Here is a 23,779-nt window from a genome sequence, read left to right as displayed (position 1 = left end):
CCTGAACAGCGGCTCGGCGATTTCCTCGGTATGCGTCGCTGCGTGCACCGTCTCGTGCATTCGGCGTTTCGATTACTATAGATCAATTGGCTGGAATTCCAAATTGCCTCTGGCGCACCATTGTCGCAGCTAACTGTTCCGTCGCGGAACACTAATGACTGCAGTTGTGATCCGGTGCGGATCGCAACGCAGTTGCGAAGAAATCCGGAATCTCAAATAAGTCAGTTTGTTAGGGTGCTGGCACGGCTCTTGCTGTCCTTCTCTCTGCAGACGATTGCGCCATTGAGCACAAAACAAAAAATCGTCATTGGGAGAGAAAGCCAGATGAAAGCAGCGGTGCTCCATGCGTTCGACGAAAAGCTGACGGCGAAAGAATTCGTCAAATACGAAGATGTGGCGGATCCGAAGATTACACGTCCGACCGACGTGATCGTGCGGATCGGCGGAGCCGGCGTCTGCCGAACCGACCTGCACATCGTCGAAGGCATTTGGCGCAGCAAGGTCGAGGTCAAGCTTCCCTACATCATGGGACATGAGAATGCCGGCTGGGTCGAGGCGATCGGGCCTGGCGTCGAGGGCGTCAAGGTTGGCGACAGCGTGATCTGTCATCCGCTGGTGACCAGCGGACACTGTTTGGCTTGTCGGCGCGGCAACGACATGCACGCGCTGGATAGCTCGTTTCCTGGCATCAACGCCAACGGCGGCTACGCGCAGTATTTGCTGACCGGCCAGCGCTCGCTAATCAAGTTGCCGAAGACGCTGGCGCCGAAGGATGTCGCGCCCTACACCGACGCCGGCCTCACGGCCTATCGCGCTGCGAAGAAGGCATCCCGTCATCTGCTGCCGGGCCAATATGTCGCGGTGATCGGCGCCGGCGGGCTCGGCCATATCGGCATTCAGGTTCTCGCAGCATTGTGCGCCGCCGAAATTATCGTCATCGACCGCGATGACAAGTCTCTTGAACTGGCCAAGACCTGCGGCGCGCATCACCTGGTGAAAGCCGACGGCAACGAAGTCGAAGCCGTGCTGGCGAAGACCGGCGGCCGCGGCGCCGAAGCGGTAATCGACTTCGTCGGCGAGGGCGAGGCTGTCGCCAGGGGGTTGGCGATGACGGCGAACGACGGCTACTACTATGTCGTCGGCTACGGCGGCAAGATCGAGCTTCCGACCATCGACCTGATCACCTCGGAAAAGACCATCGTGGGCAATCTGGTCGGCACCTACGCCGAATTGGTCGAACTGATGGCGCTCGCGGATCGCGGCCTCGTTGATCTCCACACCAAGGAATACAAACTCAGCCAGGCCAACGATGCGCTGCACGACCTGCACCATGGCCGCATCCATGGCCGCGCTGTGTTGATCCCATGATGACCAACTGCGGGCAGGTTCGCCTCTCTCCGGACGATTGGGTTGGCGCTATGACAACGAAGAATTCCAGGGGCGATCAGCCGCCGCCGACTGCCGAGCAGGCCGCCGAACTGGAGCGGGGGCGGGAGCGGATGCTCGCGCGGCACAAGCTGATCGAGGCGATGATCCGCAACAACGAACTGCAATTGCGAAACGAAAGCGCACGCGGCGGCGCGGAAATCGAGATGCATTGCGCGCTGCGCGACAGCGCGCTGCCGGGCGCCGGCGCTGCGGCCTTGCTGGAACTGGCACGGGCGACGGCTCGATTCGAGGCGCTGAAGGTCGAACACGAGCGGCTCGTCACCGAGCGCGAATGGCTCAACGTCGCGCTGCTGGAATTCGAGAGCGGTCCATCGACCGATGACCACAACCGATCGGGGCATGCATGATGAGCAAGAGCGGAATACAGACTACGGCAAGAGCGTCAGCCGGAAATGGCGGAGCGCACTCGCCCGTACAGATCGAATTGAGCGAAGAAGACAAATCGAAGGACGCCTTCTTCGTTCAGTTGGCCGGCATCGCCGAGGCGATGATCGCCAAGCACGGCAAAGATTTCGCCATGGGCACATTGGTGCTGACGGCGCGGTTCATCGCCGAGGACAAACCACTGACCAAGCCCGCCGCCAGCCACAGTTAGTCAAGGCGGAGTTTGATCGAGCCGGAGGTATCGAAGGGCGGGTGGCCCGACGATACAGGGACCGAGACAGTTGACGGCGGACGTTTCTGAAGAGTGCGTCAAGCAAGCGGGCGTCCGAAAATAGGCGAGCAGCGAAGTTCAACGCAATGTTCAAGGGAGAAGGAAATGTCTGAAACTCTGACGCTGAACAAGATTGTGAATCAGAAAGGCATCAGTACCGCGGAGGCCGCCAATCGGGTCTCCGACCTGGGCTGGACGCCGAGCTACGTTCAGGAAGCGATGACCTTCCCGACCGACTACAAGATCTCGAAGGTGCCGCGCGATCCGATGAAGCAGGTGCTGCGGTCCTATTTCCCGATGCAGGAAGAAAAGGACAATCGGGTCTACGGCGCGCTCGACGCGGCGTTGCGGGGCGACATGTTCCGCAATGTCGAGCCGCGTTGGGTCGAATGGATGAAGCTGTTCCTGGCGATCATCCCGTTCCCGGAAATCTCCGCGGCGCGTTCGATGGCGATGGTCGGACGTCTGGCGCCCGGCGAAGAGCTGCGTACCGGCTTCACCATGCAGATGGTCGATGAGTTCCGCCATTCCACAATTCAGATGAATCTGAAGAAGTGGTACATGGAGAACTATATCGACCCGGCCGGGTTCGACATCACCGAGGCCGCGTTTGGCAAGTGCTACGCCACCACGATCGGACGGCAGTTCGCGGAGGGCTTCCTCACTGGAGACGCCATCACCGCCGCTAACATCTATCTGACAGTGGTCGCCGAGACCGCCTTCACCAACACGCTGTTCGTCGCCATGCCGTCGGAAGCCGCGCGCAACGGCGACTATGCGCTGCCGACCGTGTTCCTGTCGGTGCAGTCGGACGAGTCCCGCCACATCGGCAACGGCCACTCGATGCTGATGGCCATGATCCACGATCCGTCGAACCATCAATTGCTCGAGCGCGATCTGAAATACGCGTTCTGGCAGAACCACGCGATCGTCGACGCCGCCATCGGCACCTTCATCGAATACGGCACCACCAACCGCGACAAGAACAAGGAATCCTACGCGGAGCTGTGGCACCGCTGGATCTACGAGGATTACTATCGGACCTACATGCTGCCGTTGGAGAAATACGGCATCAAGATCCATCACGACGACGTCGCCGAGGCCTGGGATCGTATCGTCAAGAAGAATTACGTCCACAAGACCGCGCAGTTCTTCACGGTCGGCTGGTCGTTCAACTTCTGGCGCATCGAAGCCCAGACCGAGAAGGACTTCGAGTGGTTCGAGCACAAGTATCCGGGTTGGTACGCCGAGTTCGGCGACTTCTGGAAGTGGCATGCCAAGCTGTCGGTTCCGGGCGAGAAGAACATCGCCTTCAATGGCGATGTTGGCTACGTCTATCCGCACCGCTGCTGGAGCTGCATGGTCCCTTGCCTGATCCGCGAGGACTTCTGCTGCGACGAGGTGGACGGCAAGATGTACACCTACTGTTCAGAAGGCTGCCGCTGGACCCACAAGGTAGCGTTCGCCGCGGAGTACGAAGGTCGCGCCACGCCCGCCATGGGCCGCTTCAGCGGTCGCCGTGAGTGGGAGGAATGCTACCACGGTTGGGATCACGCCGACGCCATGGTGGATCTCGGTTTCGTCCGCTCCGATGGCAAGACGCTGGTGCCGCAGCCGCATCTGCGCTTCGAGCAGAAGGACATGTGGACGCTCGACCACATCCGCGGCAACACGCTCGGCAGCCCGCTGCGCGGCTTCCGTGCATTGAAGGCCGGCACCGAACGCGATGCCGCCATCGCCGAATATCGTAAGGGGTTCAAGATCAATCCCTGCAACTAAATTTGAACGGCGAGAGGGGGCCGCATCCGCGGTCCCCTCGATCCGCCCACACATCAACGCACGCTGCGTTGCCAATTGCTTCGTTTCAAAGCAGGCCAGGAAAGCATGTCGGAAGTGACGCTCTACAAGGTGCGGTTCGAGCCCGTCGGCATCGAGATGGATGTCGAGGAAGGGGAGACCGTGCTCGACGCAGCCTTCCGCCAGGGCATCTCTCTCATGCACGGCTGCAAGGAAGGCCAATGCGGCTCCTGCAAGTCGAAGCTGATCAGCGGCGAAATTGAGTTGCTGAAATATTCGACTTTCGCTTTGCCCGACTACGAGCGGGAAACCGAGCACATCCTGCTTTGCAAGACCCACGCCTACAGCGACATCGAAGTGGAGTTGCTGAATTTCGACGAGGAATTGCTGTCCCACGCCATCGCGGTGAAGGAGTTCGATGCGCGCTTGACCAAGGTCACGCCGCTCACTCACGACATTCGCTTGCTCGAGGTCGAACTCGACAAGCCGCTGAAATTCTGGGCCGGCCAATATGTCGATCTGACGCTGGTCAATGCCGGCGTCACCCGTGCATTTTCGATGGCCAACGCGCCGGAGAACGCCACGCATCTTTCATTCATTATCAAGAAATATCCCGATGGCGCGTTTTCGTCGCAGCTCGACGGAGCTTTGCAGCCAGGCGCCGCCCTGAAGGCGAAAGGGCCGTATGGCACCTGCTTCCGGCGTGAGGGCCGGTCCGGTCCGATGCTGCTGATCGGGGGCGGATCCGGAATGTCGCCGCTGTGGTCGATGCTATCCGACCATGTGCAGAGCGGCGAGCAGCGTCCGGTACGGTTCTTCTATGGAGCGAGGACCCGTGCGGATCTGTTCATGCTCGACGAGATCGCAGCCATCGCGGCGGCGCTGCCAGACTTCGAATTCATCCCCGCGCTGTCGCATGCCACCGCTGACGACAACTGGGAGGGCGAGACCGGCTTCATTCATGAGGTCGTGCAGCGTCGCCTTCGCGAGGAGGCTTTGAGCGGCGTGATCGATGCCTACGCCTGCGGTCCGGTGCCGATGATCGACGCGATCCTGCCGGTCTTGCAGATGAACAATGTGGAGCCCGATCACATCTATTTCGACAAGTTTACGCCAGCCACGCGGTGACGGCGGTATCGCCCCACCGCGCACAAGAGACGCCAACAACAATCGAAGACATCACCAGGGAGGACAACATGAGCGTTACCCCACAGCAAGCGCATCAATCCGGCGCCGCCGGCGCCGCGATCTTTGCCGGTTCCGACAGCCGCAAGTACAACTACTTCGAGCCCAAAGCCCGCAAGGCCAGCCATTACGAGGACATGACGGTCGATGTCCAGCCCGACCCGGAGCGCTATCTGCTCCAGGACTGGATCATCTCGTTCCCGGACGGCACTCCGACCTATTCCAAGACCTGGACCAAGGCGCTGAGCTCGAACTGGCATCAGTTCCGCGCGGTCGATCAGGAGTGGGAGCGCACGCACTATCAGCGGCAGTCGACGATTTGCGGCATGGTGCAGAGCGTCATCGAAAATTCCCGCAAGTCCGGCGCGCCTAAGCGCTTCGACAAGGCGTGGGTCAAGGTGTTGCAAGATCACCTTGGCGCCTACAAGCACGCCGAGTTCGGTCTTGGCACCTCGCTGATGCAGGCGCAGCGTTACGGCTACACCCAGATGGTCAACAACGCCATTTTGACCAACTCATCCTACAAGCTGCGGTTCTCCCAGGATCTGACGTTGTACCTCGCCGAGATCGGTCTCGATCTCGAAGGCTTCGATCATAACGCCGGCAAGAAGCACTGGCTCGAGGATCCAATCTGGCAAGGCACCCGCAAGGCGGTCGAGGCGATCATGGGCTCGACCGACTTCCTAGAGCAATATTTCGCGATCAATCTGGTGTTCGAGCCGCTGGTGGGGGAATTGTTCCGCAGCGGATTCATCATGCAGATGGCGGCTTCGCAGGGCGATTTTGCGACCCCGTCTGTCGTCGGCGCCGCCGAGGCGGACTACGAGCGCAACCTCGCCAATACCGTCGAGCTGATCCACATGCTGACGCATGACAAGGAACACGGCGTCCATAACAAGGGGCTGTTCAACGGCTGGATGGCGCACCACGGTGCCCTGGCGCACGAAGCCGCCGCCAATCTGCAGCCGATCTGGTCGCTGCCCCGCGTCAAGGTATCGAGCTTCGCCGAGGCGCAATCGCTCTCGAAGAACCGCATCGACGCGATCTGCGCGCAGGTCGGCCTCAAAGCGCCGTGACCCGTGCTGCGCTGAACAAAGTCCGAAACAGGCGCAAGCCAGTCACCCATTCAGGAGAACAAAATGTCCGAAGCACATGCAAATATCTTCAAATCGATGAAGGATATCCGGTTTGAAGACACGATATCCCACCAATGCGGTGTAACCATGAACGACAGCGTCGAGGCACGCGCCATCGCCGAAGTCATGGAGAAGAAGAAGGGCGTCACCGTCACCTACATGCCGGCGATGATCCGGATCGACGGCGAAGGCAAGCTGGTGTTCAAGATGAGCGAAATCAGCGAAGCGCTTGGCCGAGAAATGACGCCGTATATCTTCGAGATTTCGACATCGACCCACTACGGTCGCATGGTGATGGTCGACGACGATACCGTTGTCTGCTTCGGGGATATGAACGAAGCGCTGGCCTACATCGAACACTGATACGACAGGGGCCGGCGTCACCGCCGGCCCCTGTCCCGGCTCTCAGCAATCAAACGATCAAATTCAATCTGACCAACGTGGCTGGATAGGGAGAAGCGCGATGTACAGGACCGCATCCGGAGAAGAGATTTTCGTCATCGACGGGCACACCCATTTCTGGGACGGCAGTCCGCCGAACCAGAAGAACATTCATGGCAAGCAATTCATCGAATGCTTCTACGCCTATCACTCCAATCTCAGTCCACCGGCAGAGAAGTGGTCGTTGGAGAAGTTCGAGAAGTATGATGCGAAGACCATGCACGACGATTTGTTTATCCATGGTTACGACGACATGGCGATTCTGCAGCCGACCTATCTGACCGATTTCTACAAAGCCGGGTTCAACACCACCGAACGCAATTCGGCGTTGAAGAAGAGCCATCCGGACCGGTTCATCCTTAATGGTGCGTTTGATCCGCGCGATGGCAACAAGGGGCTCGAGGAGCTGCACGCCAAGGCCGAGAAGTACAAGCTGAAGGGCGTCAAGCTCTATACCGCCGAATGGCGCGGCGAGTCGAAGGGCTACAAGCTCGACGACAAGGGGTCCTACCGATTTCTCGAAGCGGCGCAGAAGCTCGGGATCAAGAATATCCATGTCCACAAGGGGCCGACGATCATCCCGCTGAACAAGGACGCCTTCGATGTCGGCGACATCGATGATGTCGCGACTTCGTTTCAGGACCTCAATTTCATCGTCGAACATTGCGGCCTGCCGCGGCTTGATGATTTTTGCTGGATCGCCACCCAGGAGACCAACGTCTATGCCGGCATCGCGGTGGCGTTGCCGTTCATCCATTCGCGGCCGGCCTATTTCGGACACGTCATGGCCGAGCTGTTGTTCTGGATCGGCGCCGACAAGATCCTCTATGGCAGCGATTACGGCATCTGGACTCCGAAATGGCTGATCGACAAGTTTATGGCGTTCGAAATTCCCGAAGAGCTGACCAAGGAAACCGGCTCGGTGCTGACGATGGAAACGAAGACCAAGATCCTCGGGCTGAACGCCGCGCGGATCTACGATGTCGACGTCGAAGCACAGAAGAAGAAGATCAGGGCCGGGGGCGGTTATGCCCATCTCGCCCAAGCTGCGGAGTAAGCGAAATGGCGGCCGAGACGATTGCCGATCGCAAGGCCGAAGTCTGGGCCCGGTTGCAGACAGTGACCGACCCGGAACTCGACGAGCCGGTCACTGATCTCGAATTCGTCACTCGGGCGGATGTGGACGCGCAAAATCGCGTCCACATCGAGTTTCGATTGCCGACCTATTGGTGCGCCGCCAATTTCTCGTTTTTGATGGCCGACGATATGCGTCGGGCCGTCAGCGATCTGCCCTGGGTCAGCGCCGTCGACGTTGTACTTGGCGAGCATATGTATGCCGACAAGATCAATGCGGGGTTGGCGCAGGGCCTTTCGTTCCAGCAAACCTTCGGGGCCGACGCGGATGGCGATCTGGATGACTTGCGGCGGACCTTTCTGGTCAAGGCGTTCCAGCGCCGTCAGGCGGCGCTGCTCGCCCATCTGATTGCGGTGGGCTATGCACCGGAGGCGTTGGTCGAGCTCTCGCTCGGCGAGCTCGCGGTTCTTGAGCCGGACCAAACCGGCGCCCGGCTGGTCGCGCGCTATCTCGAGCGGCGGCCGGTCGTTTCAGCCGCGCTTCCCGAGGCGTTGGCGTTCGTCGACGCCGAAGGCGACCCGCTGCAGGTCGAGACGCTGCCAACCTATGTTCGCGCGCTGCGTCGCGTCAACGTCAATGCGGAATTCAACAGCGCCTTGTGTCGCGGTCTGCTGCACGCGCGCTTCGACATGGAAACGCCGTTCACGCCCCGCGGCGTCGGACAGACTGCGGAGCCGTCCAACGCCGCTGTGTAGCACGTGTAACCCAAGAGGAAACAACAATGCCAAAAATCATGCTGCACGATTCTGAGGCGAGAGAGGCCCTGGGCCGCGGCGTCGCCAAACTGACCAAGGCGGTGAGCGGCACCCTTGGCCCCAAGGGCATGAATGCGGTGATGGACCGGCCGATCGGCACGCCGATTGTCTCACGCGACGGTGTGAGCATCGCCAGCGAAATCGAACTTGAATGCCCGTTCGAGAACATGGGCGCCCAAGTGCTGCGGGAAGTGTCGAAGCAGACCAACGAAGCTGCGGGAGACGGCACTACCACCGCGACCGTGCTCGCCAATGTGCTGGTGCAGGAGGGGCTTGCTCTATTGGCCGCCGGCGCCAATCCGGTTGAACTGGTCGAGGGTCTTGAGCTGGCGGTGGAAGAGACCATCAAGGTGCTGAAGCGTTCAGCAAAGAGCGTTGACGGCGCCAAGGGCATTCGCGCCATCGCCACCATTGCGGCTAACGATGCCAAGCTTGGCGAGATGGTCGCCGAAGCGTTCGAACGCGCCGGCAATCACGGCATCGTCGCTGTCGAGTTCGGCTCGACCGTCGAGACCACGCTGGAAGTGGTCGAGGGCATGGCGTTCGAACGCGGCTATCTCTCGCATCACATGGTTACCGATGTCGAGCGAATGCAGGTTGTTCTCGACAATCCCTACATCCTGATGACGGATCACAAGATTCAGGCGATCGACGAATTGAACGGCGTGTTTGCGCTGATCGAAAAGAGCGGCCGTCCGCTGCTGATTATCGCCGAGGAAGTGGCGCCGCCGGTGATCATGATGCTGCTGTCGCGCCGCGAACGAAACAATTTTAAGGTCGCCGCGATTCATCCGCCGGAATACGGCCATTGGCGCAAGGCGATGCTGGAAGACATCGCGGTCGCGACCGGCGGCAGGGTGATATCAAAGGACCTCGGCGGCACGGTCGAGCGCGCCAGTCTGGAGGATCTGGGTTCGGCGCGCCAGGTGCGGATTTCGTCATCGAAGACGCTGATCACCGCCGGCCATGGCAAGCCCAAGGTGATCGCGGCGCGACGCGAGCAGGTATCGCGGCAATACGATGCTGCGCCGGAAAACATCGAGCGCGACAAGTTCCAGGAGCGCCTCGCCAAGTTGTCGGGCGGCACCGCGATGATTTTGGCGGGCGGGGCGACGCCGGTCGAACAGAAGCGACGCGCGCAATTGATCGAAGACTCGATCAATGCCACCCGCGCGGCGATCGAGGAAGGCGTCGTGCCCGGAGGCGGCGTGGCGTTGATCCGGGTCGCCCCGGAACTCGACGGCTTGATCAAGCGATTGAAGGGCAGTGCCAAGCAGGGCGCTGAACTGGTGCAGCGTTCGCTCAGCCAGCCGCTTTCTTGTATCGTCGCCAATTGCGGTCGTGACAGTGTCGCCGCTGTCGCAAAAGTGGCGAAGGCCAGCAACGGCTACGGCTTCGACGCCCGCACCGGCACTACCGTCGACATGATCAAGGCCGGCATCATCGATCCAGTCAAGGTCAGCTATTGCGCGATCCGCAATGCCGGCTCGGTCGCGGCATTGATCCTGACCACGCAGACGCTGATCGCCAAGAAGCCGGACAACTACGATCCGACCTCGGGGCCGGCCCTGGGTGGCGGCGCGGAGCTGCTTTGATCGGTCATCGCTAATCGATCTGAAGATTTCCGGCGCGATCGTGACGCGATCGCGACCGGAGGCTCAGCCGGCGGCCGTCACCGCGGCGTCGTTTGTCCGAGCGCGCGATAGACGGTGTTTCGCGAGACGCCCAGGCGTCGCGCGGTTTCGCTGACATTGCCGGCGGTTTCGGCATGGACCGTCCGGATGCTGGCGAGCTGAATTTCCTGCAGCGAACAGGATTGTGGCTGCGTGACCTGGCCGATCTGGGCCGCGCCTGCGGCCCGATCGAGCAGGCAGTCGGAGCAGGCGAGGGTGTGGCGCGCCAGGATATTTCGCAACTCGCGAATGTTGCCGGGCCAGGGCCGCGCGGCGAGATCGGCCATGGTCTGCACCGCGATCTCACATGTGGGATCGATACCGTCGAGCAGATGCTGCACGATGGCCTCGAAGTCGCTGCGCTCATGCAGTCGTGGCAGCGTCACTTCGAGCGTGTTGAGGCGGTACAGCAGGTCGGCGCGGAACCGCCCCGCAGCGATGGCCTTGTCCAGCGCGGCGTTGGTCGCCGAGACCAGGAAGATGTCGACCTTGGTTCTGGCGCCGCCGATCGGGCGTACGGTCCAGTCGTCGAGCAGGCGTAGCAGCACGGCTTGCAGCGCGATCGGCATGTCGCCGATCTCGTCCAGAAACAGCGTGCCGCCGTCCGCCTCTTTGACCAGTCCGGTGGCCCCGCCGCGTCGCGCCCCGGTGAAGGCGCCGTCGGCATAGCCGAACAGTTCGGCCTCGATCAGGCTTTCGGGAAGTGCTGCGCAATTGACCGGGACGAAGGCGCCGGTGCGCCCGCTGGCGGCATGGGCGTGACGGGCCAGTTGTTCCTTGCCGGTTCCGGTTTCGCCGCGGATCAGGATCGGCATCTTGCGGGCGGCGGCGGTCTCGACCTGCCGCACAATCGCCTGCACCGCTGGATCGGACGCGACGAACCCCGTGGGCGGCGATTGCGGCATGGGATCCCGCGCAGCGGGCGCCAATTCCGCGGTCTTCCGCGGGTCCTGCGCCGGTGCCTGCTTCTGAACTCCGCGCTCGACGCTTGCCGTGCGTCGTCGTGCATGAAAAACGATGATCGCACCGATCCCGGTGTGGTCGCTGGCGACGAAATCGAAGCTGGCATTCGGCAGCAATCCCCTCAGCTTGGCTGGCCACTCCTCAAACGGCAACGTCTTCAGGAAGCGGGTCGGCGGCTCGTCGCCGCCGTGGCGGTGGTCGCGGATCGTCTTCAGGGCTTGCTCGCCGGCGTGCAGGATGGTGCCGCAACGATCCACCAACACGCAATCATCGTTCGCCCAGATCGAGCTCTTGGCGAGGAAGTGGCGGAGCAGCTTCTCGTGGTCCTGCTTGAGCGAGCGCGCCAGCACGCTTTCGACATGCTGGCCGACCGAAACGGCCAGAGCGAGACTCTGCGGGTTGAAGGTTTTGGCAGGCCCGGAAATATCCACGACGCCCAGCAGCTCGCCGTCGGTTGGATCGCAAACCGGAACGGCGGCACAGGTCCATCGCTGCACCTGCGAGCAGAAATGCTCGGCGCCGTGAATCTGCACCGGCCTCGACTCCGCCATCGCGGTACCGATGGCATTGGTGCCGATATCCGCTTCGCTCCATCGTCCGCCGTGCTCGAGGTGAACCGTCCGTCCGGCCTCGATCACCCTGGCATCGCCCTCTGTATCGATAATCAGTCCGGAAGGATCGGTGAGGATCATGATCGAATTGGCGTCGCTCAGGAAGTTTCGCGAATTCTGCAGCGCGGGCCGGGCGGCATGACGCAGCGGCGTATGCTTGGAGCGGTGGCGAAACAGCTCAGCCTCCGCGACCAGCGGCGCCATAGGCCGATCGACCGTAACCCGATGGTTCTTAGATCTCTGCCAGGAATTCGCCACCGACGATCGCAGACCGGTCGCCAACGCGCCGCGCTCGACGAATTTCTCCCACGCGGCCCGCACGTCTCGCTGGTTCATGCCGGATCCTCTGGCGCCACAACGTCCAAGACCTGGTAACAGCAGGTCTCGCGCAATCACCTGAAATGTGGGCTGGTTGTCGCGATCATCGATCGGATGGCGCAAAGCGCAGGGTCAAATCCCGCCGAGGCACACCAAGACCGGCAGCCTAGAATCAAGTTCAACCGCTGATTGGGCGCTTTTATCGGAATTTCGACGGCGTCATTCGACGAGACAATCCATCCCGCGTTCACTTCCCAGACATACCGGCGGCTCTTGAGTCCGCTCAAAGTCAGCTTATACCTCTTCCCTGTATGCGCAAGGACGAGTCGGTGGCGGAATTCACCCGCGCGGAAGAATCGACGCTGCGCTGCGGCCGAAACGATCCGTGCAATCGGTCATCATTGCACGCCGCGAGATAAACAGCCCGCTACTACCAATGCTCGCGCGCGCCCAACTACGCTTGTTCGAAACGGGCCAATCCAACACAAATGATGGTGCGCCGCACCCACGGCGTTGGCGATGTTCCGCGTGAATCGATTAGGGGAATGTTTTGAGTGGCCAAAAACGGCAGTTTTGCGCCATTTCCGGACTCATGAACCGTAGCAACCCGCACCTCTACTCGATTGCCTCGTCAGCGCGTGCAAGCAGCATCGGGGAAGTTGTAAGGCCAAGCGATTTGGCGGTCTTAAGGTTGATGACCAGTTCGAACACAATGGGTTGCATCACGGGCAAATCGGCCGGCTTGACGCCTTGCAGGATTCCCACGGCATAGACGCAGCCAGCGCGGCCGCGTTTGCTGATCGGTCATGTTCTTTTCCGCAACGCTTAACGTTTGGCGGCAACGTCGTCGCCGCGCGGCGGGCCTCGCCGTCCTCGATGCGTCGGCCTGTGATGTGGTGCTGCGCGACATATCCGCGCCGTGATGCGGCGATCAACGGCCGAGGCACAGCGCCGACAGCGATGCCGCGGGTTCGACTAGGCTCGCCAGCCCGAGCGCAAGGATCGCCGCTCCCAGCGCGCCGCGGAGCTTGTTGCGCGGCAGGCGGGCGCCGAAACCGGCCAGAGCCGTAACGCCGAAGGCCGTCGTCGCGACGGCCGGAATGGTGGCGAGGCCGAAGCCGGCCATGAATTCGGCGCCCCCCAGCAACGATCCGCTCAGCATGGCATTCAGCAGTGCCGCATAAACCATGCCGCACGGCCCAAAACCCCAGACGATACCGAGCGCCACCGGATGCGCATTGCCGACCCGGCGCGTCGCGGCCAGCCACGAAATGGACGTCGATGTTAAAACCCGGTCGAACCTGGCGAAGCTTGGCGCGAAACCCGCGATCGAGCATCCGGCCCAGACCAGCGCACACGCGGCGGCAATCCGCGTGACCGGCTGCACGCCGGCGAGATTGAGCATGCCGGCGAATCCAGCACCGATGCCGCCGACGATGGCACCGCACAGCGCATAGCTCAGCGCGCGCCCGATCTGAATCTTCAACAGCGTGGCGGCTCGCGCGCTGGGGGCGGCATCCGGTGCTGCCGAGGCGATCAGCAGCGACGAGGCAACGCCGCCGCAAATGCCGGCGCAATGCAGGCTGCCGGCCAGTCCCATCAGCGCGCCGCCGATGACTTGAAACTCGCTGCCGATCAAGCCAAACCCCGTCGTACCAGGATGCAGAGGGCCGCTCCGCCGGCGATCCCGGCGGAGCGGATCGTCGTTAGGTGATGACGGCGTTGGCGCAGCAACTGGCCTCGTTGACCTCGGCCGGCAGGTCGATGCAGGGGTTGCCGTCGAAGAAGCCGTGCGGCACCAGCTTGAACCCGGTGGAGATGCAGGGTTGTACCGGAAAATCTTCGATCCGGACCGGGTGGTGCAATCCGAACACGTGCCAAAGCACGATGTCGGTATTCTTGATCGGGCGGTCCTGCTTGATGAAGTCGGCGAGTCCGCCGGCGCCGTCGGAATGGTTCATGTAGTCGCCGCCCGGAAAGCGCTCGTCGGGATTGAAGGCAGTCACCCAAACGTGGTTCTGGATGAAGCTGGAGCGCTTGCCCGAGGGGGAGTTGGGGCCGATGAACGGCGTGACGCAATTCATCGCTTCGAGCTTGTAGCTCACCGGCGCGCCCGTGTAGTTGGTCTTGTTGGGATTGACCACTTTCCAATAGCGCTGGCTCGCCGCGTCAGCCCGGCGCGCCGCCTTGAGCTCGGTGTCGAGCACGGTTTCGCTTTCATAAAATGCGTTGCCGTAGGGATTGTCCGGACCTTCCGGCTCCGCATAGGTGTTGCACTCGACGAAGCTGTTCTGGTCGCCGTCGATCGCGGTGTCGAGACGGGCGCAGAAGATATGCTGGTGGATCTGGCCGACCACGCCCGGCAGCACTTCGCGAGCATATTTGCCGGGCTGGCCCGGAACGCAGCCGGCGGTGTTGATGATGCCGGTGGCCTTCATCTCGAACTCGATGGCGCCGTCGATGTGGAAATACCAGTACAGCGCATATTCGTAATTGCCGACCGTGCAAATGGTCGAGACCACCAGCTTGCGGGCGCGCCGGATCTCGGCGCGGTCGGTGCGGAAGTCCCAGTGTTTCCATAGCAGTCCGGAATCCTCCTCGTGGATGCAGATCGCCTTCTCGATCGTCATCACGTCGCCGTTCATCGTGTTCAGATGCACGTCGAGATATTCGATCACGCCGAGGCAATCGCAGCCGAGCTTCAGCGAATTGGCCAGCTTGCCAATGCCGTATTCGCCGATGTCGAACACGTTCTTGCGGAAGTGTCCGTTAACCGGGCTGCCGTAGGGCACCACCATTTCGACCAGCGAGGCGCGGTGCAGGATCGGGCGGCCGTCATACTTGACGTCATGCAGGGTCAGGGATTCGCGGGCGTTGAAGCCGATCACGAAGCTCCATTTGTCCCAGCTGAGCGCGCTGCCTTCGATCTTGAAATTGACTCCCTCCGGCTGCACCACGTCGATCGGCTTCATCGGCTTGCGCGTCGTCTTGGTGAATTCCTTTTCGTAATTGGCTTCCTTGGTCGGCACCGGGATGGCGCCGTAATCGTCGACGCGGATGATCTCCCAGGTCTTCAGATCGATCACGGCGTTGAGGCCCTCGATCGGATGGGCGTAGAAATTCTCGTTCTCGCGCAGCCGCTGCCAGGCGAAGGTGTGGCACAGATGCCGCCCCTCTTCGCCGGGAATCGAGAAATTGCCCGCCGACCACGGATCGACGCAGACCGTGGACATGTCGGTTATGCCGCGCCGGGCGCAGCCGGCGATGAATTCCGGGTTGGCGCGGACGTGGCCTTCGATGGCGAGAAACTGCTCAAGCTGGATCATCGGCCGCGCCTGCGGGAATTCCTTGCGCGAAATGATGGCGCCGCTGTCGAGCGAGACGAACAGCCGGGTCACGCCGATCGCCGTGGTGCTGAACACGCTGACCCGCGCCTGCCGGGCGATCGGTATGCCCGGCTTGAACGCGCGAACGACGGATTTTTCCGGCTCCAGCAGCTCGATGGTCTCGAACCGGGTGTCGACCCCATAGGGCGGGTCGGCGTTGACGATGGCGGCGACCCTGGTGATTTCCGCCGGGGTCAGGGCCTGCAGCGGGTGCGTGACCGACGCCGCCTCGGCCTTGGTCGTGGCATGGCAGCAAGTGGTTTCATCTGCGAGGCTCATAGGGTCTCCTGTTGCTCGAGGGAAACGGTGGTGCTAGTTCCGATCGGGACCGTTGGTCTGTCGTCGATCTATTCGAAGGCGCGGCCGAGCCGGGCGTAGATCTCCGGTCGGCGCGATCTGACCCAGATCGCGAAGCCGAAGCCGATGCTGCCGATCAGCGCCAGCAGGCTCGGAAACGACGTGACGATCCGGGAGTTCGATCCGCTGACCAGCGCCAGATTCGATGCCATCAGGATCAGGCAGGCGCCGAGCCCGATGGTGCTCAGCGCCGGGGCGATCAGCCGATGCCAGATCCCGATGCCATGGGTGTTCGCGCGGAAGAACGCGATCACCGCGATCGACACCATCACCTGGACCACCAGGATGCCGAGGCTGGCGAAGGTGCCCATCCAGGCGAACACCACGGCGTAGGGATCCTGACCGCTCAGCGCGAAACCGGCGGTGGCGCCGAGCGCGATCAGGGTCTGCACCAGACCCGCGACGTGCGGCGATTCGTGGTCGCGGTGGGTTCGGGCGAAGCCGCTCCAGGCCAGGCCCTCGCGGCCGATCGCGTACAGATAGCGGTTGATGGTGCTGTGAAACGACAGCGCGCAGGCGAACAGGCTGGTGATCAACAGCAGGTTCATCACCAGCGCCATCGCCGGGCCGAGCAGATTGCCGATCGCGGTGAGGTAGAGCGTCGCGGTGTTATTGTTGGCCTCGGCGAGGATTTTCGACGGGCCGTAATGAAGCGAAATCACCCAGGTCGAGAACGCGTAGAACACGGCGATCAGCAGCACCGAGATGTAGGTCGCCTTGGGAATCGTCCGCGCCGGATCGCGGGCTTCCTCGCCGAAAATCACGGTCGCCTCGATTCCGATGAACGACGACACCACGAACACCAGCGCGATGCCGAAGCCGCCGGAAAACATCGCCCGCGGCCCGAACGGCGCGATGCTGATTCCTTCAGGGCCGCCGCCGCTGAGCAGAACGGCGATGCCGAGCAGTAGCAGAATCGCGATCTCGGCCATCATGCAGAAGCCGAGGATCTTGCCGCTGAACGCGATGTGGCGCACGCCGCACAGATAGACCGCCGCGCCAAGCCCGAACGAGAACACCCACCATGGGATCTGCGGCCCGCCATGCGAATTGACGATGGCATTGGCGAAGAATCCGAACATGGCGTAGACCGCAATGTCGATCGCGTTGTAGGTCGCGATCGCGATCAGCGCGCCGGCGACGCCGAGCGGGCGGCCGAGCCCGGCGCTGATATAAGGATAGAACCCGCCGGCGCTGGCGACGAAGCGGTTCATCGTGGTGAAGCCGACGCTGAACAACAGATACAGCAGTCCGACCAGCAGGAAGGTGCCGGGAACGCCGGGGCCGTTGCCGAACGCGAACGCCGCGGGCGTGACGCCGACCACCGCGGTGAGCGGCGCCGCGGCTGCCACAACAAAGAACACCACATGGGCAACTCCGACGGCATCGCGCCGCAGCTTGTTCGGAGCTTGTCCATCCATCGACATCTTGCCTTCCAGGTTGACGGCGACGCGTTGTTGCACCACGGCAGCGCATCGCGCAGCGCCGAACTCGGCCGCGACCCAGGCATCTGAGCTGCCGCCATCCCGCAATGCGGAACAAATGCCGCTTGTCGATCGCGCATCCGCGACGCATCATGGCCCGTCATCCGATCGGCATGATTGACAGTTGGCGCCAATCTCGGTTCCGTTCTCGCGGTCGAACTGATCGATGCGCAGCAACCGCTGAGCAAACAAGCGCCAGTCAAGGCGCGAATGGGTTGAGGAAACGATCGCCGTTGAGGCCGCGCAGGGCGGCCGCGGCTCACTGCAAGTTCAAAGCTCCGTGCTACCCGGCTGCGTTTCGTCGTTTTGGCCTCGAATGGCTGCGGAACTACGCCGTTCCACCGTCCTGAAACGCTTTGGCGCGCTTCTTGCTAAGCATTCTCAACTGTTCTCCCTCTCAGGTGGCGGCAATGTCTGCATCAGGAACGATCACCGCGGGCGCCGTACAGGAATTGCTCTCGGCTCTGGTCAAGTGGCGGCCACAATCCGCAGGAATCAACGCCCGCGCGGGAATTCCGCGCGCGGTGCTGGAGGATCCCTCGGAGAGGCTGCCGCTCGCGACCTTCACGTCCATGCTTGAGGCAGCTGCATACGAATCCGGCAACCGCACGCTCGGCCTGGAACTCGGCAAGGAGTTCAAGCTATCGGCACTCGGGCCGATCAGCGATCTCGTGCTAACCGCGCAAACCGTCGGCGACGCGCTGGCCGGATTCAATCGCTACTTCGCCAGCGTTCAGACCAGCACCCGTAGCCTGCTGACGGTGAGCGACGGCACGGCGCGGCTGGTCTATTCGATCCAGGATCCCGCGATCCGGTTCCGCGAGCAGGATGCCGGGTTCACCATGGCGATCGAATATTCCATGCTGTCGAGTTTTCTCGGGCCGGCCTGGCAGGCCAGCGGCGTCGAGTTCGAGCATCCCGCCGGCGACGACTTTCCGTTCTATCAACGCCATTTCGATTGCCCGTTGCGGTTCGGGCGGCGTGAGAACGCGCTGTTGTTTCCGGCGCGGTTTCTCGACGTGTCGCTGAAGCAGGCGGATCGTAACCTGCACGCGCGGCTCGAAGCCGATCTCGCCGATTCGATCCGGATGCGCAGCGCGCGGCTCGACCTGGTGCGCGGCATCGAGGCCTGGATCGCGGCCTCGCTGTGCCGCACCGCCGCCACGGATATCGAAGTGGTGGCCGGTGATTTCGGCATGAGCACGCGGTCGTTCCAGCGCAAGCTTGCCGATCACGGCGTCAATTATCTCGACATCCGCAACCGGGTTCGCGCCCACATCGCCAAATGCATGCTGGCCGAAACTAGCATTCCGGTGACATCGATCGCCCTGCAGCTTGGCTATAGCGAAACCAGCGCGTTTTCGCGCGGCTTCAAGATCCAGGTCGGCGAGTCACCGGTTGCGTTTCGCAAGCGGGAAAGACTGAGCCTGTTACTTTCTTGAATGCCGCTCGGACCCGATGCGGCCGGCGCGGGGGCGGGCCTCGCGACCCGCGGTCCGGGCCACGACTTCAAGGATCGGTGTGAACTGTTATGGGAGGAGCGGCAATGGGATCGCGGGCCGGCATCGATCAGTTCAGTTCTTTCGTGATGGAGTTGCACCAGCGCAGCCCGACGCATGACCCGGTCGCGCTGTTCCAGTGGAGCCTCGAGGAGCTAGCGGAGTCGGTCGATGCCGATTGCAGCTGGGGCGGCTGGGCCGATCTGCACCGCGGCGAGGTCGATCTGTGCGCGAGCCTTTCTTATAATCTTCCCGAGGATTTCGATCAGTTCTGGTCGGAGATCAAGCATGACGACCTGCTGGCCCGCGACGTCATGGATACCGGGTGTTGCGCCGCGCGTTACGATCGCTACGGCAGCCGGCATACGGCCGGCATGGTCGCGCTGTCGGATCGCTACCGCATCGACAAAATGGCGGTCGTCATCGCCGACCAGCCCAACAGCCCGATCTCCCTGTTCATGTCGGCGTATCGGAGCGGCCGCGAGGCGGATGAGATCGACGCCGGCGAGATCGCCTTCCTGCGCGGCGCGCTTGATCACGTCCGCTATCTGGTGGAACGCGGCGTCAACGGCCGATCCGGCGCGGCGAATCTGCTGGTCAATGCCCAGGGGCGGATCCTCAATGCCTCGCCAGAGGCGCTTCGCCTCATTGGCGACCGCTGCCGTGGCTGGAAGGCGGACTACCTCCCGGCCGAGCTCAATTCGCCGGCGGCGCGTCCGGGGCGGCACACCCTTGCGGAATGGCAGATCGTCGTGGACCGGACCGAGCTTGCGCATCGTCAGGGGCAACCGCTGTTCGGCATCGCGTTGCGTCCCGCGGTCCTGTCCGATCGGCTGACCCCGCGCGAGCGGCAGATCGCCGAGGAGATCGCCAACGGCCACACCCACAAGGAAATCGCCAGGCTGCTGGGTCTGTCGCCGGCCACCGTGCGCAATCATACCCAGACGATCCTGATGAAGCTCGGCGTCCACAGCAAGGCCACGCTGTCGAAAGTGCTGCACGGCACCGAGCCGGCCTGAGGCGAAATCTGCGACTGGGATGCATTTGCATCATTTCCGCGAAGTCTGCACCGCCGTAGCGTCGCGCATTCTCTTGAAGGGGTGCGCAAATGGTTTCCGGCATCAAGCGTCGTGAATTTCTCGGAGCCGCCGTCGGCGCGGCGGTGTTGACCGCCTTTCCGCCACGGGCGGACGCGGCGGACGACATTTTGATCGGTCTGCCGACCGCGCAATCATCGCCGGTCGGGGTCGGCGATCACAAGGATTGGCTGAACGGCATCACCGTCGGAATCGACGAGATCAACGCCGGCGGCGGCATCAAGGGCCGCAAGCTGCGCGCCGAGGTGGTCGACATCGACGTGCTGACGCCGGAAGGCACGGTCGGCGCGATCCAGTCGCTGAACGGCAAGAAAGTGCATGCGATCGCATCGGCCTTCGTGCTGATCCCGCAGCCGGCGATGGACGCCGCGGCCGCCACCAAGGTGCCGTATCTGCACGGAAATACCTCGCTGGCCTCGCTCGAATTGGTGAAATCGAATCCGGCGAAATACAAGAACGTCTTCCAGATCGACGGCGCCGAGACCTGGTACGGCTACGGCTTCGTGCGCTATCTCGACAAGATCGTCGCCGGCGGGACATGGAAGCCGAAGAACAACAAGATTCACATTGTGCAGGAGCAGATCGCCTACACCCAGGTGATCTCCAAATCGGTGCAGAAGGCGATCGCCGAATCCGGCGGCAAGTGGGCGGTCGGCGCCATCACCGACATCCAGTTTCCGGTGCAGGATTGGTCGCCGGTGCTGCGCGCGCTGCATGAAACCGATGCCGGCGTGATCTTCATCGACCATTGGGTCGCCGCCGAACTGGCCGCCTTTGCCCAGCAGTTCTCCGGCGATCCGGTCAAGGGCTCGCTGGTCTATCTGCAATACGGCCCGAGCCAGCCTGAATTCCTCAGCCTCGCCGCCGGCACCGCCGAGGGTATGATCTGGGGCACCGTGGTCGGCACCCACGCCGATGCCGCCGGCCAGGAATTCCGCAAGACCTATACCAAGCGCTACGGCGACAATATGGGAATCGTCTACACCGGCAGCGGCTACGACACCGTGAAGATGCTGGCGCAGGTCTGGGCCAGCGTCGATCCGTCGGACTTCGACGGCGTCGGCAATGCCATTCGCAAGCTGCGCTATGAGGGCGTCTGCGGCACCTACACCTTCGATCGACCGGAGCAGGCGCCGCTGGTGCATCCGTGGCAGACCGAGGACGTCAAGGCCGGCATCAGCCACCTGTTGCTGCAGGTGCAGGACGGCAAGCACAAGATTATCGCGCCCGCCGAACTGGCGGAAGTGAAGATCAAGCCCGCGCCGTGGTTCTGAAGACCGAACCCGAGACGAAACGAACGGCGGTTGCGTCGATGCCGTCATTGCGAGCGGAGGTCGGCGCGGAGCGCCGGCCGAACAGCGAAGCAATCCAGGGCCGCGAACACCGACTGGATTGCTTCGTCGCAACGGCTCCTCGCAATGACGAACTGAAGCGCTTGGCGTCGTCGAGCAGAACTTGAACCAGCCACCAAGGACGCAGTCGCAGCGATGACAGATTCGACGCCATGTTTCGGCTGCACCGGCGTTCATCTGCGGCTTGGCGGGCGCGAGATTCTCAAGAATGTCTCGTTGTCGGTGCAGCGGGGCGAACTGCTTGGCCTGATCGGGCCGAACGGCGCCGGCAAGACCTCCCTGTTCGAGGTGCTGTCGGGTCGCTACCACGCCCAGCGCGGCAAGGTGTACCTCGACAGCCAGTCGCTCGACGGCCTCGACATCTTCCAGCGCGCCCGGCTCGGCGTCGCCCGCACCTATCAGAGTCCGGTCGTGCCGAACGCGCTCACCGTCGGCGAAACTTTCCGCGCCGCGCGCAAGGCGTATAAGCCCTATATGTCGGTGCATGACGCCGAATGGGCGGCCCGGCTGGTGCATCTCGAAGTGCCATGGGAGCGCATCGCCGGTTCGCTCGACACTTTCGACCGCCGCAAGCTGCTGCTCGCCTGCCTGATGATGCGCCGCCCGCGCGTGCTGCTGATGGACGAGCCGGCCTCCGGCCTGATCAATACCGAGATCTCCGAGCTCGATCTGCTGCTGCGCAAGCTCGTCGACGAGTACCACATCGCCGTGATCCTGATCGAGCATCGGCTCGAACTGCTCGACGCCATCGCCGACCGGGTCGTCGTGCTCGATCTCGGCGCGGTGATCGCCGAGGGTGATCCCAAATCTGTGTTCAAAGATCCTGCCGTTCGCGCCGCCTATTTTGAAGGTGCGGCATGAGCGGCAAACTGCTCAACATCCAGGGTCTCTCCGCAGGCTACGGTCCGCTGCGGGTGTTGCACGAGATCGATTTCTCGGTCGCGGCCGGCGAGCGGCTGGCGATCGTCGGTCTCAACGGCCACGGCAAGACCACGCTGTTCCGCGCCATCATGCATCTGGTCGGCTGGCAGCAGGGCTCGATCGTGTTCGACGGCACCGAGATCGGCGGCACCCGGTCGCTCGGCGAAGGCCGTCGCACGCCCGGCATCGTTCGGCTCGGCGTCGCGATGACGCCGCAGGGCGACGCGATCTTCCCGGGACTCACCGTGAAGCAACATCTCGATTGCGGCGCCTACACCAAGGCGGCGTGGCGCGACCGCGCGCTGCGTCGCGATCATGTCTACGACATCTTCCCGCAGCTCAAGGAGCGCGAGCAGGCCTATGTCGGCAAGCTGTCGGGCGGCGAGCGCCGCATGGTGTCGGTCGGTCGCGCGCTGATGGCCGACGCCAAACTCTACCTCATCGACGAGCCGTCGCTCGGCCTGGCGCCGCGGATCTCGCAGCGCGTCGTCGATGCGCTGATCGATATCGGGCTCGATGGCCGGGCGATGGTGATCGCCGAACAGAACGTCGCGCTGTTGACCGGCAAGGTCGACCGCATGATCGGCATGCACGCCGGCCATCTGCGCGGCGACGTCGGCCATGTGGATTTGTTGTGATGGATGCCGGTCTGATCGTCTACGCGCTTTATCTCGCCGCCATTTATGGTCTGATGGCGATCGGCATTTCGTTGTTGTGGTCCAGCGTCGGCATGGTCAATATGGCCCACGGCGCCACCTTCGCATTCGCCGGCTATGCCGCCTATTTCGCGGCGATCTGGGCCGGGCCACTGGCGAAGGACTGGCTCGGTGCGACAGGGTGGAGTCAGCCGGCGCTCGCCGTCTTCATTGGCCTCGTCGCGATCTGTGCCGGCGCGCTGTTCGGCGTCGTCATCTATCTGGTCGCCTATCTGACGATCCACGACAAACAGAATTTCCCGGTACGCAGTCTGATCATCACGCTGGCGCTCAATCTCGCCACTGTGCAGATGCTGCTGTGGGCGTTCGGGCCGCAGCAGAAGGCGTTGCCGCGGGTGTTCGGCGTTGGGCGGTTCGACTGGCTCGGGATGTCGATCCGGGTCGATCAGGTCGTCACCATCGTCGCCACCACCTTGCTGTTGGGCACCGTGCTGGTCTGGCTGCGGCACAGCCGGCGGGGTCTCGAGATCCGCGCCGTGATGCAGAACGCCGAGGGGGCGGCGCTGTGCGGCATCTCCAGCCGCAAGACCGCACTGCCGATCATGATGCTGACCGGCGCGCTGGCCGGGCTCGCCGCGGTGCTGCTGTCGCAGAACGTCTTCGTCAGCCCGACCGCCGGCGTCACGCCGCTGATCAAGGGGCTCACTATCGCGTTGCTGGGAGGACTGGGATCGGTGCCGGGCGCCGTCGCCGGCGCGGTGCTGATCGGCTTCATCGAGGCCGCGACCGGAGCGATTCCCTTCCTCGGCCAGCGCTACGTCTTGTTCGTGCAGTTCACCTTCATCGTCTGCGTGCTGCTGATCCGTCCGCGTGGGCTCGGCGGCCTTCTCGACGAAACGCGGGAGTAGA

21 protein-coding genes are annotated in these 23,779 nt (G+C 62.7%); 16 read left to right on the top strand and 5 right to left on the bottom strand.

What is annotated here, in order from left to right; translation table 11 throughout:
- Positions 1-324: 324 nt before the first annotated feature.
- The 10 genes from HXX15_RS05550 (at position 325) to groL (ending at position 10,148) form a co-directional block, all read left to right on the top strand.
- Positions 325-1,368, top strand: a complete 1,044-nt coding sequence (locus HXX15_RS05550; protein ID WP_296513497.1) for an NAD(P)-dependent alcohol dehydrogenase — start codon at positions 325-327, stop codon at positions 1,366-1,368.
- A gap of 50 nt (positions 1,369-1,418) precedes the next feature.
- Positions 1,419-1,796 (top strand): hypothetical protein, encoded by a 378-nt coding sequence (locus HXX15_RS05545; protein WP_296513495.1) that lies wholly within the window; start codon positions 1,419-1,421, stop codon positions 1,794-1,796.
- Entirely contained in the window at positions 1,796-2,044 is a 249-nt protein-coding gene (locus HXX15_RS05540; protein ID WP_296513493.1) for a hypothetical protein, read from the top strand. The genes HXX15_RS05545 and HXX15_RS05540 overlap by 1 nt, the downstream gene beginning before the upstream one ends.
- A gap of 165 nt (positions 2,045-2,209) precedes the next feature.
- Entirely contained in the window at positions 2,210-3,883 is a 1,674-nt protein-coding gene (locus tag HXX15_RS05535) for an aromatic/alkene/methane monooxygenase hydroxylase/oxygenase subunit alpha (protein ID WP_296513491.1), read from the top strand.
- Between the two features lie 105 nt (positions 3,884-3,988).
- Positions 3,989-5,029: an FAD-binding oxidoreductase gene (locus HXX15_RS05530; RefSeq protein WP_296513489.1), complete on the top strand. Its 1,041-nt coding sequence runs from the start codon at positions 3,989-3,991 to the stop codon at positions 5,027-5,029.
- Positions 5,030-5,097: 68 nt separating this feature from the next.
- Entirely contained in the window at positions 5,098-6,162 is a 1,065-nt protein-coding gene (locus tag HXX15_RS05525; RefSeq protein WP_296513488.1) for an aromatic/alkene monooxygenase hydroxylase subunit beta, read from the top strand.
- A gap of 63 nt (positions 6,163-6,225) precedes the next feature.
- Positions 6,226-6,585: an MmoB/DmpM family protein gene (locus HXX15_RS05520; RefSeq protein ID WP_296513486.1), complete on the top strand. Its 360-nt coding sequence runs from the start codon at positions 6,226-6,228 to the stop codon at positions 6,583-6,585.
- Between the two features lie 100 nt (positions 6,586-6,685).
- Entirely contained in the window at positions 6,686-7,720 is a 1,035-nt protein-coding gene (locus HXX15_RS05515; RefSeq protein WP_296513485.1) for an amidohydrolase family protein, read from the top strand.
- 5 nt (positions 7,721-7,725) lie between these two features.
- The gene (locus HXX15_RS05510; protein ID WP_296513483.1) at positions 7,726-8,493 is read left to right on the top strand and encodes an iron-sulfur cluster assembly protein; all 768 of its coding nucleotides are present in this window, start codon (positions 7,726-7,728) and stop codon (positions 8,491-8,493) included.
- A gap of 26 nt (positions 8,494-8,519) precedes the next feature.
- Positions 8,520-10,148 (top strand): chaperonin GroEL, encoded by a 1,629-nt coding sequence (groL, locus tag HXX15_RS05505; RefSeq protein WP_296513481.1) that lies wholly within the window; start codon positions 8,520-8,522, stop codon positions 10,146-10,148.
- A 77-nt stretch (positions 10,149-10,225) separates the two neighbouring features.
- Here the strand turns inward: groL and HXX15_RS05500 are convergent, their stop codons facing one another.
- The 5 genes from HXX15_RS05500 to HXX15_RS05480 all read right to left on the bottom strand — a co-directional run bounded on the left by HXX15_RS05500 (position 10,226) and on the right by HXX15_RS05480 (position 17,288).
- The gene (locus tag HXX15_RS05500) at positions 10,226-12,136 is read right to left on the bottom strand and encodes a sigma-54-dependent Fis family transcriptional regulator (protein WP_296513479.1); all 1,911 of its coding nucleotides are present in this window, start codon (positions 12,134-12,136) and stop codon (positions 10,226-10,228) included.
- A gap of 597 nt (positions 12,137-12,733) precedes the next feature.
- Positions 12,734-12,919, bottom strand: coding sequence for an ABC transporter substrate binding protein (locus HXX15_RS05495; RefSeq protein ID WP_296514856.1), 186 nt, complete (start codon positions 12,917-12,919; stop codon positions 12,734-12,736).
- A 130-nt stretch (positions 12,920-13,049) separates the two neighbouring features.
- Entirely contained in the window at positions 13,050-13,757 is a 708-nt protein-coding gene (locus HXX15_RS05490; RefSeq protein WP_296513477.1) for a sulfite exporter TauE/SafE family protein, read from the bottom strand.
- Positions 13,758-13,824: 67 nt separating this feature from the next.
- Entirely contained in the window at positions 13,825-15,783 is a 1,959-nt protein-coding gene (locus HXX15_RS05485; protein ID WP_296513475.1) for a primary-amine oxidase, read from the bottom strand.
- Positions 15,784-15,851: 68 nt separating this feature from the next.
- The gene (locus tag HXX15_RS05480; protein WP_296514854.1) at positions 15,852-17,288 is read right to left on the bottom strand and encodes an APC family permease; all 1,437 of its coding nucleotides are present in this window, start codon (positions 17,286-17,288) and stop codon (positions 15,852-15,854) included.
- Positions 17,289-17,755: 467 nt separating this feature from the next.
- Between HXX15_RS05480 and HXX15_RS05475 the strand changes: the two genes are divergently transcribed.
- The 6 genes from HXX15_RS05475 (at position 17,756) to HXX15_RS05450 (ending at position 23,778) form a co-directional block, all read left to right on the top strand.
- Positions 17,756-18,787: an AraC family transcriptional regulator gene (locus HXX15_RS05475; RefSeq protein ID WP_296513473.1), complete on the top strand. Its 1,032-nt coding sequence runs from the start codon at positions 17,756-17,758 to the stop codon at positions 18,785-18,787.
- Between the two features lie 104 nt (positions 18,788-18,891).
- Complete coding sequence (locus tag HXX15_RS05470) at positions 18,892-19,863, top strand: helix-turn-helix transcriptional regulator (RefSeq protein ID WP_296513470.1); 972 nt, start codon at positions 18,892-18,894, stop codon at positions 19,861-19,863.
- Between the two features lie 89 nt (positions 19,864-19,952).
- Positions 19,953-21,215 (top strand): ABC transporter substrate-binding protein, encoded by a 1,263-nt coding sequence (locus HXX15_RS05465; RefSeq protein ID WP_296513468.1) that lies wholly within the window; start codon positions 19,953-19,955, stop codon positions 21,213-21,215.
- A 213-nt stretch (positions 21,216-21,428) separates the two neighbouring features.
- Entirely contained in the window at positions 21,429-22,154 is a 726-nt protein-coding gene (locus HXX15_RS05460) for an ATP-binding cassette domain-containing protein (protein ID WP_296513464.1), read from the top strand.
- Positions 22,151-22,852: an ATP-binding cassette domain-containing protein gene (locus HXX15_RS05455; RefSeq protein ID WP_296513462.1), complete on the top strand. Its 702-nt coding sequence runs from the start codon at positions 22,151-22,153 to the stop codon at positions 22,850-22,852. The genes HXX15_RS05460 and HXX15_RS05455 overlap by 4 nt, the downstream gene beginning before the upstream one ends.
- Positions 22,852-23,778 (top strand): branched-chain amino acid ABC transporter permease, encoded by a 927-nt coding sequence (locus HXX15_RS05450; RefSeq protein ID WP_296513459.1) that lies wholly within the window; start codon positions 22,852-22,854, stop codon positions 23,776-23,778. The genes HXX15_RS05455 and HXX15_RS05450 overlap by 1 nt, the downstream gene beginning before the upstream one ends.
- Position 23,779 lies beyond the last annotated feature (1 nt).

Source organism: Rhodopseudomonas sp., assembly GCF_013377015.1.
Classification (GTDB): domain Bacteria; phylum Pseudomonadota; class Alphaproteobacteria; order Rhizobiales; family Xanthobacteraceae; genus JARJEH01.
The sequence above is the reverse complement of the archived record's forward strand: the minus strand, read 5'-3'. Positions and strand labels throughout refer to the sequence as shown.